General features: G+C 67.1%; 12 protein-coding genes. 4 read left to right on the top strand and 8 right to left on the bottom strand.

From position 1 onward, the window contains the following. Nucleotides 1-8: 8 nt before the first annotated feature. Complete coding sequence (locus QE363_RS14910; RefSeq protein ID WP_309698217.1) at nucleotides 9-2336, bottom strand: 3-hydroxyacyl-CoA dehydrogenase NAD-binding domain-containing protein; 2328 nt, start codon at nucleotides 2334-2336, stop codon at nucleotides 9-11. After that, nucleotides 2336-3472 (bottom strand): thiolase family protein, encoded by a 1137-nt coding sequence (locus tag QE363_RS14915; protein WP_309696491.1) that lies wholly within the window; start codon nucleotides 3470-3472, stop codon nucleotides 2336-2338. Before QE363_RS14915 ends, QE363_RS14910 begins: the two co-directional genes overlap by 1 nt. A 131-nt stretch (nucleotides 3473-3603) precedes the next feature. Between QE363_RS14915 and QE363_RS14920 the strand changes: the two genes are divergently transcribed. Together QE363_RS14920 and QE363_RS14925 are read left to right on the top strand one after the other, a co-directional pair. Next, nucleotides 3604-5322: a long-chain-fatty-acid--CoA ligase gene (locus QE363_RS14920; protein ID WP_405053190.1), complete on the top strand. Its 1719-nt coding sequence runs from the start codon at nucleotides 3604-3606 to the stop codon at nucleotides 5320-5322. Further along, nucleotides 5319-5708 (top strand): MerR family DNA-binding transcriptional regulator, encoded by a 390-nt coding sequence (locus tag QE363_RS14925; protein WP_307099869.1) that lies wholly within the window; start codon nucleotides 5319-5321, stop codon nucleotides 5706-5708. The genes QE363_RS14920 and QE363_RS14925 overlap by 4 nt, the downstream gene beginning before the upstream one ends. 226 nt (nucleotides 5709-5934) lie before the next feature. On the opposite strand, the gene QE363_RS14930 is transcribed toward QE363_RS14925, so the two are convergent. The 3 genes from QE363_RS14930 to QE363_RS14940 are packed head-to-tail and all read right to left on the bottom strand — an operon-like array spanning nucleotide 5935 to nucleotide 10183. Next, entirely contained in the window at nucleotides 5935-7395 is a 1461-nt protein-coding gene (locus tag QE363_RS14930; RefSeq protein ID WP_309696494.1) for an efflux transporter outer membrane subunit, read from the bottom strand. 8 nt (nucleotides 7396-7403) lie between these two features. Further along, nucleotides 7404-8987 (bottom strand): MDR family MFS transporter, encoded by a 1584-nt coding sequence (locus QE363_RS14935; protein WP_405053191.1) that lies wholly within the window; start codon nucleotides 8985-8987, stop codon nucleotides 7404-7406. Continuing rightward, nucleotides 8984-10183: an HlyD family secretion protein gene (locus QE363_RS14940; RefSeq protein WP_309696496.1), complete on the bottom strand. Its 1200-nt coding sequence runs from the start codon at nucleotides 10181-10183 to the stop codon at nucleotides 8984-8986. Before QE363_RS14940 ends, QE363_RS14935 begins: the two co-directional genes overlap by 4 nt. 117 nt (nucleotides 10184-10300) lie before the next feature. Here QE363_RS14940 and QE363_RS14945 point away from each other — a divergent pair, with 117 nt between their 5' ends. Beyond that, the gene (locus QE363_RS14945; protein WP_309696497.1) at nucleotides 10301-10765 is read left to right on the top strand and encodes a MarR family transcriptional regulator; all 465 of its coding nucleotides are present in this window, start codon (nucleotides 10301-10303) and stop codon (nucleotides 10763-10765) included. Nucleotides 10766-10808: 43 nt separating this feature from the next. Here QE363_RS14945 and QE363_RS14950 read toward each other — a convergent pair whose 3' ends face one another. The 3 genes from QE363_RS14950 to QE363_RS14960 all read right to left on the bottom strand — a co-directional run bounded on the left by QE363_RS14950 (nucleotide 10809) and on the right by QE363_RS14960 (nucleotide 14486). Continuing rightward, the gene (locus QE363_RS14950) at nucleotides 10809-11270 is read right to left on the bottom strand and encodes a response regulator (RefSeq protein ID WP_309696499.1); all 462 of its coding nucleotides are present in this window, start codon (nucleotides 11268-11270) and stop codon (nucleotides 10809-10811) included. Next, entirely contained in the window at nucleotides 11236-12363 is a 1128-nt protein-coding gene (locus QE363_RS14955) for a GAF domain-containing protein (RefSeq protein WP_309696501.1), read from the bottom strand. Before QE363_RS14955 ends, QE363_RS14950 begins: the two co-directional genes overlap by 35 nt. Before the next feature lie 158 nt (nucleotides 12364-12521). Then, nucleotides 12522-14486 (bottom strand): CocE/NonD family hydrolase, encoded by a 1965-nt coding sequence (locus QE363_RS14960; protein WP_309696503.1) that lies wholly within the window; start codon nucleotides 14484-14486, stop codon nucleotides 12522-12524. 213 nt (nucleotides 14487-14699) lie between these two features. Between QE363_RS14960 and QE363_RS14965 the strand changes: the two genes are divergently transcribed. Continuing rightward, on the top strand, nucleotides 14700-15407 hold the full coding sequence (locus QE363_RS14965) for an FCD domain-containing protein (RefSeq protein ID WP_309696505.1): 708 nt from the start codon (nucleotides 14700-14702) through the stop codon (nucleotides 15405-15407). Nucleotides 15408-15478 lie beyond the last annotated feature (71 nt).

Here is a 15478-nt window from a genome sequence, read left to right on the forward strand (position 1 = left end):
TCTCCCGATCAATTGCGCAGCGGCTTACCGGTTTCGAGCATATGCTCGACCCGCGCCTGGGTCCGCGCGTCCTTGACGCTTTCCATGAAGGCGGCGCGTTCCAGCTTGAGCAGCTGATCCTCGCTCACCTCGTCGATGATGTCGGCCTCGCCGCCGGTGACGATGTTCGCCAGACGGCCCGCGACCACCACGTCGTAGGGCGTGGCGACGCCCTTCTTGGCGAAATCGGCGACCGCACCGTTGAAGGCGACCCGTCCCGCCGCACCCGGCAGGCGGAAGACCGGCTTTTCCGGCGGCTGATAGCCCTCGACCAGCGACAGCGCCTTGCTTTTGGCATCGGCCAGCAGGCGGTCGCGGTTCATGGTGATGCCATCGTCCTTGCGAAGATAGCCAAGGTCCTTGGCCAAAGCCGCCGAGCGCGACACCTGCGCGGTCGAGATGGTCTCGAATGCCTTCATCACGGCGGGCATGGGACCTTTCGGCATCTTGGGCGACTTGGCGAGGCGGTCGATCAGTTCGCCATTGCCGCCCCAGCCGGGCACCAGACCGACGCCGGTCTCGACCAACCCGATATAGCTTTCGGCATGCGCCTGGATCGCATCGGCGTGTAGCAGGATCTCGCACCCGCCGCCCAAAGCCATGCCAGCCGGAGCCGCGACCACCGGGAAGGGCGCGTATTTCAGCGCCTTATACGCCTGCTGCCCCGCGACGACCAGCTTGTCGACCTCGCCCCAGGCCGCGATGTTCACCGCGAACATGGCGAGGCCGAGATTGGCCCCGGCCGAGAAATTGCTGCCCTCATTATAGATGACCAGCGCCTTATACTGGCTCTTTACCAGCGCGATGGTCTTTTGCAGCAGCGACAGCACCTGCTCGTCGAGCGCGTTCATCTTGCCGGTGAACTCGAACGCCACGACGCCGTCGCCGACATCCCAAGCGGCCGCCGAGCCGTTCTTGAGAAGCGGTTCGGAGCGCAGCTTGATGTCTTCGAGCAGCAGCACACCCTCGGCGCGGACGACATCGGCATATTCGCCGCCGAGCGTCAGATATTGCCGCTTGCCATCGACCACGCGGTAGAAGGGGCGGTCGCCCGCCGTCTCCAGCAGCGCCGGAACCGGCTTGCCCTCGGCGCGCAGCCGCTCGGCCAGCTTGCCCGGACCCAGCCGGTCGATCAGCTCGAACGGGCCGAACTTCCAGTTATAGCCCAGCTTCATCGCGTCATCGATCGCGACCACATCGTCCGCCGCTTCACCGACCAGACCGGCAGCATAGGACAGGACCGGGCCCAGGATCGCCGAGGCATAGTCGCCGACCTTGCCCGGCGTCGCGACGAGCGCGGCCAGGTCCTTTTCGGCGCGGCCGGGCAGACGCTCGGGCTTCTTCTCGGCACAGTATTCGCCGGTCTTCAGGTCGATCGCCTGCTTGGCCTTGGTGCCGTCGGGCTTGCGGTCGAGGCGATAGAAGCCGCCCTTGCCCTTGCGGCCGGTAAAGCCCTCCGCGATCATCCTGTCGACCAGCGGTAGCGGGCGGATCGTGTCGAAATAGGCGTCGCCCTCCGGCAAGGTCGAGGACAGCGACTTGGCGAGCAGCGGCATCAGGTCGATGCCGACCAGATCGATCAGCCCGAAAATGCCGGTCTTGGGCACGCCCATCGGACGGCCGCCGATCTGGTCGGCCTCTTCGACGGTCAGCCCCTGGTCCATCGCCGCGTTGATCGCAACCGCCAGCCAATAGGTGCCGATACGGTTGGCAATGAAGCCCGGCGTATCCTTAGCGCGGACGATCCGCTTGCCCATGCGGTGATCGACGAACTGCTCGACCTTGGCCGCAACACCGGCATCGGTATGCTCGGAAGTGACGATCTCGATCAGCCGCATATAGCGCGGCGGATTGAAGAAATGGGTGATGAGGAAGTCGCGCTTGAACTGCTCCGACCGCCCCTCCACCAGATGGCCGAGCGGGATGGTCGAGGTGTTGGACGACACCGCCGTCCCCGGCCGCTTCAATTCCTCCAGCCGGGCATAGAGCGCCTGCTTGATGTCCAGCCGCTCGACCACCGCCTCGACAATCCAGTCGCATTCGGCAACCTTGTCGAGATGATCCTCGATATTGCCCGTTTCGACCAGCCTGGCGGCGGCGGGGGACATGAAGGGCGCGGGCTCGGTCTTGAGCATCTTGGCGACCGCACCCTTGGCGATGGCGTCGCGGTCGGTGCCGTCCTTAGGCACGATGTCGAGCAGCAGGACGGGCACACCGGCATTGGCGACCTGCGCCGCGATGCCAGCGCCCATCACGCCTGCGCCGATCACGCAAACCTTGTTGATCGTGTCAGTCATCATGCACGCTCCAGCACAGTCGCGATGCCCTGCCCGCCGCCGATGCACTGGGTGGCGAGCGCGTACTGGCCGCCATCGCGCGCCAGCAGAGCCGCCGCCTTGCCGACGATGCGCGCGCCGGTCGCGCCCAGCGGATGACCGATCGCGATCGCGCCACCATCCTTGTTGATCGTCTCGTCCTTCAGCCCCAGGTCGCGGATGCAGGCGATGGCCTGGCTGGCAAAGGCCTCGTTGATCTCGACCACGTCGAGGTCGCCCGCCGAGATGCCCGCACGCTCCAGCGCCTTCTTGGACGAGCCGATCGGGCCCAGGCCCATCGTCTCGGGCTCGCAGCCCGAAATGCCGACCGCCTTGATACGGGCGAGGATCTTCAGGCCGTGACGATTGGCGAACTCTTCCGACGTGACCAGCACGGCCGCCGCGCCATCGGTCAGCGGCGAGGCGGTGCCCGCCGTGACGGTGCCTTCCTTGTCGAAGGCGGGCTTCAGGCCGGACAGCACCTCTTCGGTCGTGTCGGGACGGATCAGGCCATCCTCGGTCACGTCGCCCGCCTTGGTGTGGATCGGCACGATCTCATCGGCGAGGCGCCCGGCGGCGCGCGCCTCTGCGGCCTTTTTCTGACTGGCGACCGCGAATTTTTCCTGCTCGGCGCGGGTGATCTGGTACTTGGTCGCGACATTCTCGGCGGTCTGGCCCATGCCCATATAGGCACCCGGTCGCGCGGCGGCGAGTTCGGGGTTGGGCAGCGGATTGTAACCGCCCATCGGCACCCGGCTCATCGACTCGATGCCAGCGCAGATGAACGCCTCGCCCGCGCCGATCTGGATCTGGCCCATGGCGATATGGATGGCCGACATGGACGATCCGCAGAAGCGGTTCACCGTCATGCCGCCGACCGACAGCGGCAGGTCCGCCAGCAGGCCGATGAGGCGCGCGACGTTCATGCCCTGCTCGCCTTCCGGGAAGGCGCAGCCCAGGATGATGTCCTCGATCTCCGATGCATCGACGCCGGTCCGCTCGATCAGGCCGCGAACCACCTGCGCGGTCAGGTCATCGGGACGAACCCGTGCGAGCGCGCCCTTGCCAGCCTGGGTGAAGGGAGAGCGGGCATAGCCTGCGATCACGATGTTGGTCATCCAATCCTCTCTTTATGGGCTTGCGGCCTAACGTTAAGGTGCGTTACCTACCCTATACGTCAAGACAATAAGCAACTCGACCGCAATCGACAACCGGGTATGGTCGAAAAAAGATATAGGAGAGCGACGCGATGACGGCAGGAGCCATCGGGGAAACCACGACAGGCGGTGTACCGGGTCAGGCGGCGGGACGTCCCCTGGTCTTCGAGCCGCGGCTACTGACCGACATGTTCGAGACCACGGTACGGCGGCACGGGGATCGCCCCGCCATCGACTTCATGGGCCGAATCACCCGCTATGGCGAACTGGGCGCGATGGTCGACAAGGCCGCCGCCGGGCTCCAGGCGCTGGGGGTGAAGCAGGGCACCCGTGTCGCGCTGTGCCTGCCCAACATCATCTATTATCCCGTCCTCTATTTCGCGACGCTGAAGGCGGGGGGCATCGTCGTCAACGTCAACCCGCTCTATGTCGAGCGCGAGCTGTGCCACTTGCTGGAGGATTCGGGCGCGGAGATCATCGCGACCTGCGACATTCCCGACATTTACGGCCGCGTCTCCCATGTCGCCGAGAAGCTGGGTCTGCGCCACGTCATTGCCTGCCCCGTGGCCGACGCGCTGCCGACCATCAAGGGGCTGGCCTATCGCCTGCTCAAGCGGTCGATGATCGCCGCCCCCGGCCCCTCACCCCGCCATTTGAGCTTCGCGCAGATGATGAAGCGCGGCGGCACCCTGACCCCGGTATCGGCCAGGCCCGACGATGTGGCCGTGCTGCAATATACCGGCGGCACCACCGGCAGCCCCAAGGCGGCGATGCTGTCGCACGCCAACCTGATCGCCAATGCCGATGCGATGGTCATCCATACCGGCGGCGAGGAAATGATCGGCGAGGAACGCATTTTGGGCGTCCTGCCGCTCTTCCACGTCTTTGCGCTGACCACGGTGCTCAGCTTCGCGATCCGGGTCGGTGCGGAGATGATCCTGCTCCCCCGGTTCGAGCTGGACCAAGTGCTCAAGACCATTGCCCGCAGCAAGCCGACCTATTTCCCGGCCGTCCCCACCATCTACAATGCGATTGCGGGTGTGGCTGAGGCGCGCAAGGTCGACTTGTCGGCGATCAAGGCCTGTATCTCGGGCGGCGCGCCGCTGCCCGCCGAGGTGCGCGTGGCGTTCGAGACCACGACCGGGGGCAAGCTGGTCGAGGGCTATGGCCTGTCGGAAGCGTCGCCGATCATCACCTGCAACCCGATTCTGGGTGAGAACAAGGGCGGATCGGCGGGGCTGCCCTTCCCCGGCACGATCATCGAGATCCGCGACCGCGACAATCTCGACCGGCTGATGCCGCCGGGCGAGGTCGGCGAAATCTGCGCGCGGGGCCCGCAGGTCATGTCCGGCTATTGGAACAAGCCCACCGAGAGCGAACAGGTCTTCATCCACGGCGCGCTGCGCACCGGCGATGTCGGCTATCTGGACGAGGACGGCTATCTGTTCATCGTCGACCGGATCAAAGACGTGATCCTGTGCGGCGGCTATAACGTCTATCCCCGCATGATCGAGGAGGCGCTGTACGAGCATCCCGCCGTCGCCGAGGCGGTCGTGATCGGCATCCCCGACCCCTATCGCGGCCAGTCGCCCAAGGCCTTCGTCAAGCTGGCCGCCGATCATCACGCGACGCCCGAGGAACTGCGTGTGTTCCTTCAGGACAAGGTCAGCAAGATCGAGCTTCCCCGCGAAGTCGAAATCCGCGAAAGCCTGCCCAAGACCCTGATCGGCAAATTGTCGAAAAAGGAACTGGTCGAGGAAGAATTGGCAAAGGCGGCGGCGGCGCGGCCAGTGGGGGAACAGGCGAAGTGACGGATACGGAGGAGTTGCGCGGCATCCAGGATGTCGCCAACAGCCTGGGGGTGACGACGCGCACGTTGCGCTTCTACGAGGATCGCGGGCTGATCGAGCCGCGACGGGTGGGCACCGCGCGTGTCTATTCCAAGCGGGAGACGGCGCGGATGCAACTGATCCTGCGCGGCAAGCGGCTGGGCTTCTCGCTGCGCGAGATCGAGGAGTTCCTGCGGCTGTACGATGCCGATCCCCAGCATGTCGAACAAATGCGCGCGCTGGCCGAGCGATGCCATGCGCGGATCGGCGAACTCCGCCAGCAGATGACCGCGCTGGTCCAGACGGTCGACGAACTGGAGACGATCGAACGCGAGGCACGCGAACGGATCGCGAAGGCGGGGGCGTAAACCAATCCTCCCCAAGCTCGCTTGGGGAGGGGGACCGTCGCGACAGCGATGGTGGAGGGGCGAGACGGACCGGCAAGGCCCCTCCACCACGCCCTTCGGGCGCGGTCCCCCTCCCCATCTGACGATGGGGAGGATTTAAAGCCGACCGACATTCAGCGATGCTTTTCCGTCCCTCGCCCCTCGCAGAGGGAAGAGGGGAAAAAGCTATCTTGAATATGGGCTCGCCTTAGGACGACGCCCGCCAGCCCAGGCCGAGCGCCTTTTGCAGCGCCACGTAATCGTTGGTCAGCCCGGCCACCGCCTGCGACAGCGACTGGTCGGCAGACACGCGCTGGCGCTCCGCATCCAGCGTGTCGATCAGGGTCGCGGTGCCCGCGCGGTAACGCTGCTGCATCAGCGCCGCCGAGCGATCCGCCGATGCCTTGGCCCGCGCCAGCGTCGCCACCGTGTTGCGGCGCGCGCGGAAGCGCGACAGCGCGTCCTCGGCATCGCGCAGCGCCGACAGCACTACGCCGCGATACTGCGCCTCCGCCTCGTCGCGCGCGCCTTCGGCCTGGCCGACACGGGCATTGGCGCGACCGAAGTTCAGCACATTCCATTGCAACATCGGCGCGCCCAGCGTCACCAGATTGTCGAGATCGGTCAGCGCGTCGAGCGAGGTGCCGCCGATGCCGATGATCCCCATCAGGTTGAGCCGCGGGAATTTCGCCGCCTCCGCCACGCCGATCCGCGCGGTCTGCGCCGCCAGGTTGCGCTCGGCGGCGCGGATGTCGGGGCGACGCTGGAGCAGTGCGGTCGGATCGCCCACCGCGACCTGCGCGGGCGGCAGCGGCACCTTGCCCGGCTGGCCCAGCCGCTGGTCGAGCGTGCCGGGCGCCTCGCCGATCAGGATCGCCAGCGCATTGAGATAGGTCTCGACCGAGGCCGAGAGCGGCAGGATCTGCGCATCGGTGCTCTCGACCTGGTTGCGCAGCCGCTCGACCTCCAGCTGCGAGGCGGCACCGTTGTTGAACCGCTGAAGCGTCAGGTTCAGCGTGTCGCGCTGCATCCGCGAGGCGTCGCGCGCCAGGATCAGCCGCTGCTGCGCATCGCGAAGCCCGATATAGGCCTGGGCGACATCGGCGCTCAGCGAGACCTGCGCATCGGCGACATTGGCCTCGGCCGCCGCCGCGCTGGCGCGCGCGGCCTCCACGGTCCGACGACGGCCGCCGAACAGGTCGATCTCCCAGCTGGCGTCGAAACCCAGATTGAAGAAGTCGACGCTGGTCCCGCCGCCCGAACCGCCCGACGCATTGCCGTTCGCGCCGCCCTGCTCTCCCCCGCCACCCAGGTTCAGCGCGGGCAGATCGGCGTGGAGATAGGTCGCGCTGGCATTGGCGTTGGGCGCCTGGTTGGCGCGCTCCAGCCGCAGCGCCGAACGCGCCTGCTTCAACCGCGCCTGGGCGACGGCGACATTGGGATTGGACGCCAGCGCCTGCTCTTCCAGCCAGGTCAGCATCGGATCGTTCAGCGTCGTCCACCAGTCGGCCACCGCGGGCGCGGTCGTCGCCAGCGTGGTGTCGGCGCGGACGAACCCGGCGGGCGGCGTCGCGGCGGAGCCGATGGCCTTGGGCGGCCCGGCATAGTTCGGCCCGACGGTGCAGGCCCCCAGCAGAAGAAGCGGGATCAGGGAAAGCTGCTTGCGCATCACGGGCCTCAATGCATCGCCACGGGGCCGCCCTTGGGCAGCGGACGAAGGAACAGGACAAGCGGCATCACCATCAGGATGCCGACGCACAGGATGAAGAACAGGTCGTTATAGGTCATCACCAGCGCCTGTTGCTGGATGGTGCTGCCGATCATACGATAGGCCGCCTCGCTGCTCCCGAACTGGCGGGTCAGGCCAGACAGCCAGTCCTGCACGGCTTGCGAATTGGCCGACAGCGACTCCTCCAGCCGTTGCTGGTGCAGGAAGCTGCGCTGGTCCTGCACGGTCGCGATCCCGGCGAGCGCGAACGATCCGCCCAGGTTGCGCGCCGCGCTGAACAGCCCGGCGGCGTCCCCGGCCTGCGACGGCGGCACCGACGAGATCGCCGCCTGGTTCAGGAACAACATGCCCAGGATCGTGCCGACCCCGCGCAACAGCTGCGAGTCCGTGAACGAGCCGCCGGTCGAGTCCGCCGTCAGCACGGTGTCGATCCCCGCACTGAGCGCCATGATGCCCAGCCCCAGCCCCACCGCGATGCGGATATCGACCTTCTTGATGAGGATCGGGGTGAAGGGCATCATCAACAGGCTGGGGATGCCGCTGAGCAGCACGACCTTGCCCGCCTGGAACGCGTTATATCCGGCGATCGAGGCCAGGAACTGCGGGATCACATAGGAGGTGCCGTACAGCACCATGCCCAGCACGATGCCCATGATGACCACGCTGCCGAACTGGCGGTCGAGCAGCAGCTTCAGGCGGATGACCGGCCGCGAGGCGACGAACTGGCCCGCGAACAACAGCGCGAAGCCGAAGATCGACAGGATGGTCAGCTCGATGATCTCGCGCGACTCGAACCATTGCTCGCGCTGCCCCTCTTCCAGCACGACCGTCAGCCCGCCCAGCCCCAGCGCCAGCCCCGCAATGCCCAGCCAGTCGGCCTTGGCCAGCTCGGACAGATGCGGCTTCTGGTGCGGCAGGCCGACGAGGAGCAGCGTGACGAGCACCGCACCGACCGGCAGATTCAGGAAGAAGGCATAGTGCCAGCTGATATTCTCGGTCAGCCAGCCGCCGATCAGCGGCCCCATCACGGGGCCCAGAATGGCGGTGACGCCGAAAAAGGCGGTGCCGATCGGCTGTTGCTCGCGCGGCAGGCGCGTGGCGATGATGGTCAGCGCGGTCGGGATCAGCGCGCCGCCGGTGATCCCCTGCCCTGCGCGCCCGATGATCATCATCGTCAGGTTGGTCGACAGCCCGCACACCACTGAGAAGCCGGTGAACAGGATCGAGGCGATCAGCAGGAAGGTGCGAAGCCCCAGCAACCGCTCCAGCCAGGCGGACAGCGGGATGATGATGATCTCGGCGACCAGATAGGAGGTCGCGATCCACGTCCCCTCGGTGCCGCTGGCGCCGATCTCGCCCTGGATGGTGGGCAGCGCCGAGTTGACGATCGAGATGTCGAGCGTCGCCATCAGCGCGCCGATGCTGCCCGCCGCGACGGCGAGCCAGGCGGTCAGGTCGGCCTTGGCCGGTGTGCCGCCCGGCTGGGCGACCGATCCGGCCTTGGCCCCCGTCGGGGCGGCGGCGGCGCTCACCGGCGCTGCGCCCCCTCCCGCGCCTCGTTATGCTGGTCCTGCTGCTCGGCGATGCGCTTCAGCGCGCCCTTGGCCGAACGGGTGTCGACCGTGACGTCGACCGACATGCCCGGCACCATCAGCGCGCGGGTCTGATCGTCGGCGTCGACCGCGATGCGGACCGGTACGCGCTGCACGATCTTGGTGAAGTTGCCGGTCGCGTTCTGCGGCGGCAGCAGCGAGAATTGCGCGCCGGTGCCCGGTGCCACGCTTTCGACATGGCCCTTGATCTCGACGCCCGGCAGCGCATCGACCTCGATCTTCACCGGCTGGCCGGGACGCATCAGGCCCAGCTGCGTTTCCTTGAAGTTCGCGCTGATATAAAGCTGGCTGACCGGCACGATCGACATGGTGCGCGTGCCCGCCTGGACGAACTGGCCGACCCGCACCGTCTTGTTGCCGACACGCCCCGCGATCGAGGCACGGATCATCGTCGAGCCAAGATTAACCTCGGCGGCGTCGAGCTGTGCCCGGGCGGCCTCGCCCTGCGAACGGGCCTGCTGGACCTGCGCGTTCAGCGTGCCGATGCGGCGACGCGACGCGGACAGCGCGGCATTGGCCGCCGCGACCTTGGCATTGGCCTGGCGCGCCTGGTTCTGGAGCTGCGACAGGCGCTCGCGGCTTTCCGCGCCCGATGCGGCGAGCGGGGTGTAGCGGACGACCTCGGCCTGGGCGAAGGCGGCATCGCTCTGCGCAGCGCGGAGATCGGCCTCGGAACGGTCGATCGCGGCCTGCTGCTCGCGGATCTGCGCCTGGACGCCCTGCGCATTGGCCTGGGCGACGCCGATCTGCGCCTCGATCTGCGCGGTCTGGGCGCGATAGTCGCGCGTGTCGATCTGGAGCAGCGGCTGGCCCGCCTGGACGTTCTGGTTCTCGCCGACGAACACCTTGTCGACATAGCCCGAGACCTTGGGCGCGACCGTGACGGCATCCGCCTGGATATAGGCGTCGTTGGTCGACTGCATATACTGGCCGACGCTCTTGTAATTCGCATACCAGAACACGCCGCCGATCACCGCGACCGCCGCGACGACGAGCAGGATGACACGGATGCGCCGCTTCTTGGCGGGGGAGGCCGGTGCCTTGTTTTCGTCATCGGGGGTCGTGTCGGCGGCGTTCGCGCCCTGCCCCTCATTCACTTGGTTAGCATCGGCCATGCCGGGCCCCCTGTCGATGGAATCAATGGAACTTGGCGGTGTATTTGGACGCACTTGCAGCATAAGGCAAGACCATTTATTGAGTTACCTCATAATATGGTTGACCGTGACTCTCTCATGCTTCGCTACGGCCGCATCTATATGCGGCTTCACCGGTTGCTGGACCGCCGCATGGCGGCGCAGGGCGCATCGCTCGCGCGGACCAAGATGCTGCTGTTCATCGCGAACAACGCGCCGGTACGCGCCGCCGACATCGCCGAATGCTTCAGCCTGGCACCGCGCACCGTGACCCAGGCGGTGGATACGATGGAGCGGGACGGGCTGCTCGTCCGCATCCCGGACCCGGACGACCGGCGGGCCAAGCGACTTGCCATCACCGAGAGCGGGCGTCAGGTCATCCGCCAGACCGAACCGCTGCGCCGCGAACTGACCGGCCTGGCGCTCCACAGCCTGACCGACGAGGAAGTGGGGCAGCTGAGCGTCATTCTCGACAAGCTGGACCAGGCGGTCGGGGCGGAGATCGACGCCCTGCCCACCGGGTCGTCCGCCGGGTCGTCCGCCGCGTCGCCATCGCAGGACTGAACGCCGCGTCGCCTCGACCACCCTTTCCCTCCGATGGCCTTCCTCAGCGCGGTTCGGAATAGAAGCGCAGCGCGGGCGGCGGATCGCTCGGCCGCTCCCCTTGCGCCGCACGATGCGCCGCGCGGACCGCCGCGGCCAGGCTGCCCGGCCGGAACGGCTTGGCGATGCAGCCGATCACCAGCGGATGGCCGCCGCGTTCCGGGCAGTTGCCGCTCAGGAAGATGCTGGGAATGCCACGCTCGGCCAGTAGCTGCGCGGCGGTCAGCCCGCTGTCGCCGTCCGCCAGCTTGACGTCGCACAGGACCAGGTCGGGGCGCTGCGCATCGGCCAGTTCCAGCGCCGCCGACACGGTGTCCGCGATGCCGATCACATTGTGACCATGCAGGGTCAGCGCATCCTCGACGAGCATCGCGACCAGCGCCTCGTCCTCGATGATCAGCAGGTCGAGGCCATCGGCATCGAATGCGGAATTATCGGATACCAGTCCCGTATTCGCCACCGTCATGCGGCATGACCAAGATCAGGCACCCATCATCCTCGTTCGTCAGCGTCGCGCGCAACTGATGGCAAAGCCGTGCGACCAGTCGATGACGTTCGACAAGATCGACATGGCGTCCCCATCCGGGCCCCTGAAACGCAATGCGCAGCATTTCGTTCCCGCCCGCCCGAAATGGATGCATCGCGATATGCGGGACCGCCGCCCCGCCTTCCAGCAGCGTGTCGAGCAGCAGCGCCGCCGCCACCGCCCGCTCGATCGGCACCGGCACGGGCCCTTCCGCCGCGACCGCGCCCACCGCCGCGTCGCCGCGCAACTGCGCGATCACGTCGCCGAACAAGGCCGCCAGATCGACCAGCCCCGGCTCGGCGGTGGCGTAGAGCGGGCGATGCGCGCTTGCCAGCACCTGCAACCGCTCGGCCGCGCGCGACAGGGCGGCGCGGGTCGCGGTGTCGCTGGCCGAGCGGACCTCGTGCGACACCAGCCCGATCGCGACCTGCAAGGCGTTGCGGACCCGGTGGTTCAGTTCGTCGAGCAAGCGTGCCTGGGTCTCGATCCCGTGCCGCAGCGCCTCCTCGATCCGCAAGCGGTGCTGCGCCAGCGCGACATAATGGCACAACAGCGTCAGGAGCCGCCGCTCATCCTCGCCGAACGGCCGGGCCGCGCGCCGACCGAAGCCCAGCGTGCCGAGCAGTTGATCGCCGTGGAGCAGTGGCATGCACAGATAGACATCGATCCCCAGCGAACGGACGAAGGACGTCCGCACCTCGCCGCTTTCCTGGATGTCGGTCAGGTGCAGCGCCCGGCGCTCGCGCATCGCCTGCCCGCAGGCGGACTGGGTCATGTCGAGCGTCGCCGCCTCGGTGCGTTGCGCGCGCGACAGGCCGCCCGACGCCTCCAGCCGGACGGAGCGATCGTCGCGGCGGAAATTGAAATAGACGTCGAGATCCAGCTCGTCGCGGATCAGGGCGAACAGCGCATCGATCATTGCCGCGGGATCGTCGGCGGCCATCAGGCGGTCGGTGGCGGCGGCCACCAGCGCCAGATAGCGGCGCGCCACGTCCGGATTGGCGGTTACCGATCCGATCGCGTCGTCGGGCAAGGTCAGGGACGCACGGGATGACGGGGAGAGAGCCACGTCTTTCAGATAGCCTTACCGGCCGCCGCCTCCAAGGGGCTAGGTGGCCGTGATGGGTTAAACCTCGTCCGGGAACGGGCGGAAACGCGGCACCGCCCGCTCCCGCCCGCGCCCTGGTCGGATCAGCGCGCCATCGCCGCCGACTGGTCGAGCGGCACGACCGGCAGCCAGACCCGGCTGGGATTGGCACCGCCGCGTTCCAGCGTGATCGTCGCCTTCCGGTAATCGCCCGCCTTGGCCGTGAAGATATTGGGCACGAAGGTCTGGGGATTGCGGTCGTAGAGCGGGAACAGGCTGGACTGGACCTGGATCATGATCCGGTGTCCCGGCTGGAACACATGGTTCACGGTCGGCAGGCGGAACTTATATTCCTGCACCTTGCCCGCCGGGATCGCGGTCGGGTTGGAGAAGCTGTTGCGATAGCGCCCCCGGAAGATGTCGAGGCTGATCGGCAGCTCATAGCCGCCCATCTTGGGGTCGATCGCATCCTCGGGCGGGAAGACGTCGATGACCTTCACCACGAAGTCGCCGTCGGTGCCGGTCGTGCGCGCGAACAGGTCGGCGATCGGCGCGCCCGACACCCGCACCGGCTTGGTCAGGACCGGCCCGGTATAAGTGACGACATCGGTCCGGCCATCGGCATGACGCTGGTCGCTGACCAGCCAGTCGCCCCAGCGGCCATCGTTGAAATTGACCGGCCGCGACAGATGCGGAACCGGATTGGCGGGGTCGGAGACATAGGAATCCTCCCCGCTGCCCGGCTTGTCGAAGCTCAGCCCCTTGTCGTCCGCCAGATAGAGCGGGGTCAGCGGCGCGTCGCACCCGCTCTGACAGGCCAGCGGCCAGCGGGTCAGCCTGTCCCAATGGTTTTCGCCGGTATTGTAGATGGCGGCGCTGGGCAGGTTGGCGGGCGCACCGTCCTTCAGATACTGGTTGAACAGCGGCAGGACCATATTTTCGCGGAACTGCTTGGCGGTGTCGCCATTCCACTGGAACGGGCCCAGGCTGGTGCCGGTGCGGTTGATCTGGCTGTGCCGCCACGGGCCCATCACCAGGAAGTTGTTGCCCAGCTTGCCCTTGGCCTTCAGCGCCTCCCACGAGGTGATCGCGCCGTACATGTCCTCCTGGTCCCACAACCCCTGTTCCCAGATGGTCGGCACGTTGGAGGGGTTGGCGGCCAGCAGCTTGTCGAGCGCCTGGCCCTGCCAGTAGAAGTCATAGGCGGGATGCTGGACGATCCGCTGCCAGAAGGGCAACTGGTCATAGCCCGACTTCCTGGCCCAGTCGTTCGCCGAGCCATGGCGGAAATTCTCGTAATCGTCGTAACCGCCGCTCGACGGCGCCTTGCCCTCGCCCTTGTAGCCGGTCTGCGAACCGATCCAGCCGATATTGGCGAAGCGGAAGGCCCCGTAATGGAACCAGTCGTCCCCCATCCAGCCGTCGATCATCGGGCTTTCCGGCGCGGCGACCTTCAGCGCGGGGTGCGGATGGAGCAGCGCCATGACGACGGTGAAGCCCTCGTACGAGGACCCGATCATCCCGACCCGGCCGTTGGACTGGGGCAGGTTCGCCTTGTTCACCAGCCAGTCGATCGTGTCATAGGCGTCGGTCGTGTGATCGACCTTGGTCGCGTTCAGCGGGCCGATGACCGGACGGGTCACGACATATTCGCCCTCCGAGCCATATTTGCCGCGAATGTCCTGATAGACGCGGATATAGCCCGCCTTCACGAACTCCTCGTCGGCCAGCGGCAGCGCCTCGATCATCCTGGTGCTGTCGGACCGCTTGGCGCGGCCGGCGGCGTTATAGGGGGTGCGGGTCAGCACGATCGGCGCGTTCACCGCGCCCTTGGGTATCACGATGACGGTGTAGAGCTTCACGCCGTCGCGCATCGGGATCATCACCTCGCGCTTGATGTAATCGCGCTCGGCGACGTCAGTCGGCGGGGTGAAATGGGCGGGAATGTCGCTGACCGTGGAGTCGGTCACGACCTGGACGGGCGTGGAGGCGGCGGGGGTCTGCTGGGCCGAGGCCGGGGACAGGATCGCGAGCGCGCTCGCGGCAAGCAGGCAGGTGCGGAAGGTCATGGAAAAAACGGATCCCCCTCTGGATCGGTTGATGCGCCATCGTGCCGCGACGGAAGCGTCAGGGCAACTGTCCGGCTACCTATGGTACATTATATCATTGACGTGCAAGGGCTCCGCGCGCCGCAAGCTTTCCTTTCGACGCCCCGCCCCATAGACTAGTCAGACATGTGCCGGGATCGGCGCGCGGACATCGGCCCGGAAGGAAGCAGCCAAGTGACGATATTGAAGCGACGCGGGCCCGCCCACAGCGCGCTGGCCCGCGACATCGGCGTCGCCATCGTGACCGGCCGGATCGCCGCCGGATCGACCCTGCCGGGCGAGGTCGAGATCGCCGAGCAGCGCGGCATATCGCGCTCGGTCGTGCGCGAGGCGCTGCGCATGTTGTCGGCCAAGGGGCTGGTGGTCAGCAAGCCCAAGGCGGGGACGCGGGTGCGCGAGCGGCTGGAGTGGAACCTGCTCGACCCCGAACTGCTCGCCTGGATGTTCGAGGGCGAACCGCCCGCGGGCTTCGTCCAGAGCCTGTTCCAGCTTCGCCTGATCGTCGAGCCCGCCGCCGCCGAGCTGGCCGCGCTTAAGCGCGATACCCGGCAATTGTCGCGCATGGGCGCCGCGCTGGAGGCGATGGGCGAGCATGGCCTGCACACCGAACAGGGGCGCGCCGCCGACCAGCAGTTCCACAACATCATCCTCGAGGCGACCGGCAACGAACTGCTCATCAGCCTGTCGGGCAGCATCGGCGCGGCGGTCCGCTGGACGACGCTCTACAAGCATCGCAGCGCCAAGTTGCCGCGCGACTCCATGCCCGAGCATCGCCAGCTCTTCGCCGCCATCGCGGAGTCCGACGCGGCGGCGGCCCGCGCCGCGACGATCGTGCTGGTCGAACAGGCGCGCGAGGATACCGAACGCGCGCTGGCGCGGTGACCCGCCTGTTCCACATCGAAACGCCTGACACAGCGGACCCTCGCGAAACCTTTTGAAAAGCTGTCCCCGGC

The organism is Sphingomonas sp. SORGH_AS_0870 (assembly GCF_031453175.1).
GTDB lineage: Bacteria > Pseudomonadota > Alphaproteobacteria > Sphingomonadales > Sphingomonadaceae > Sphingomonas.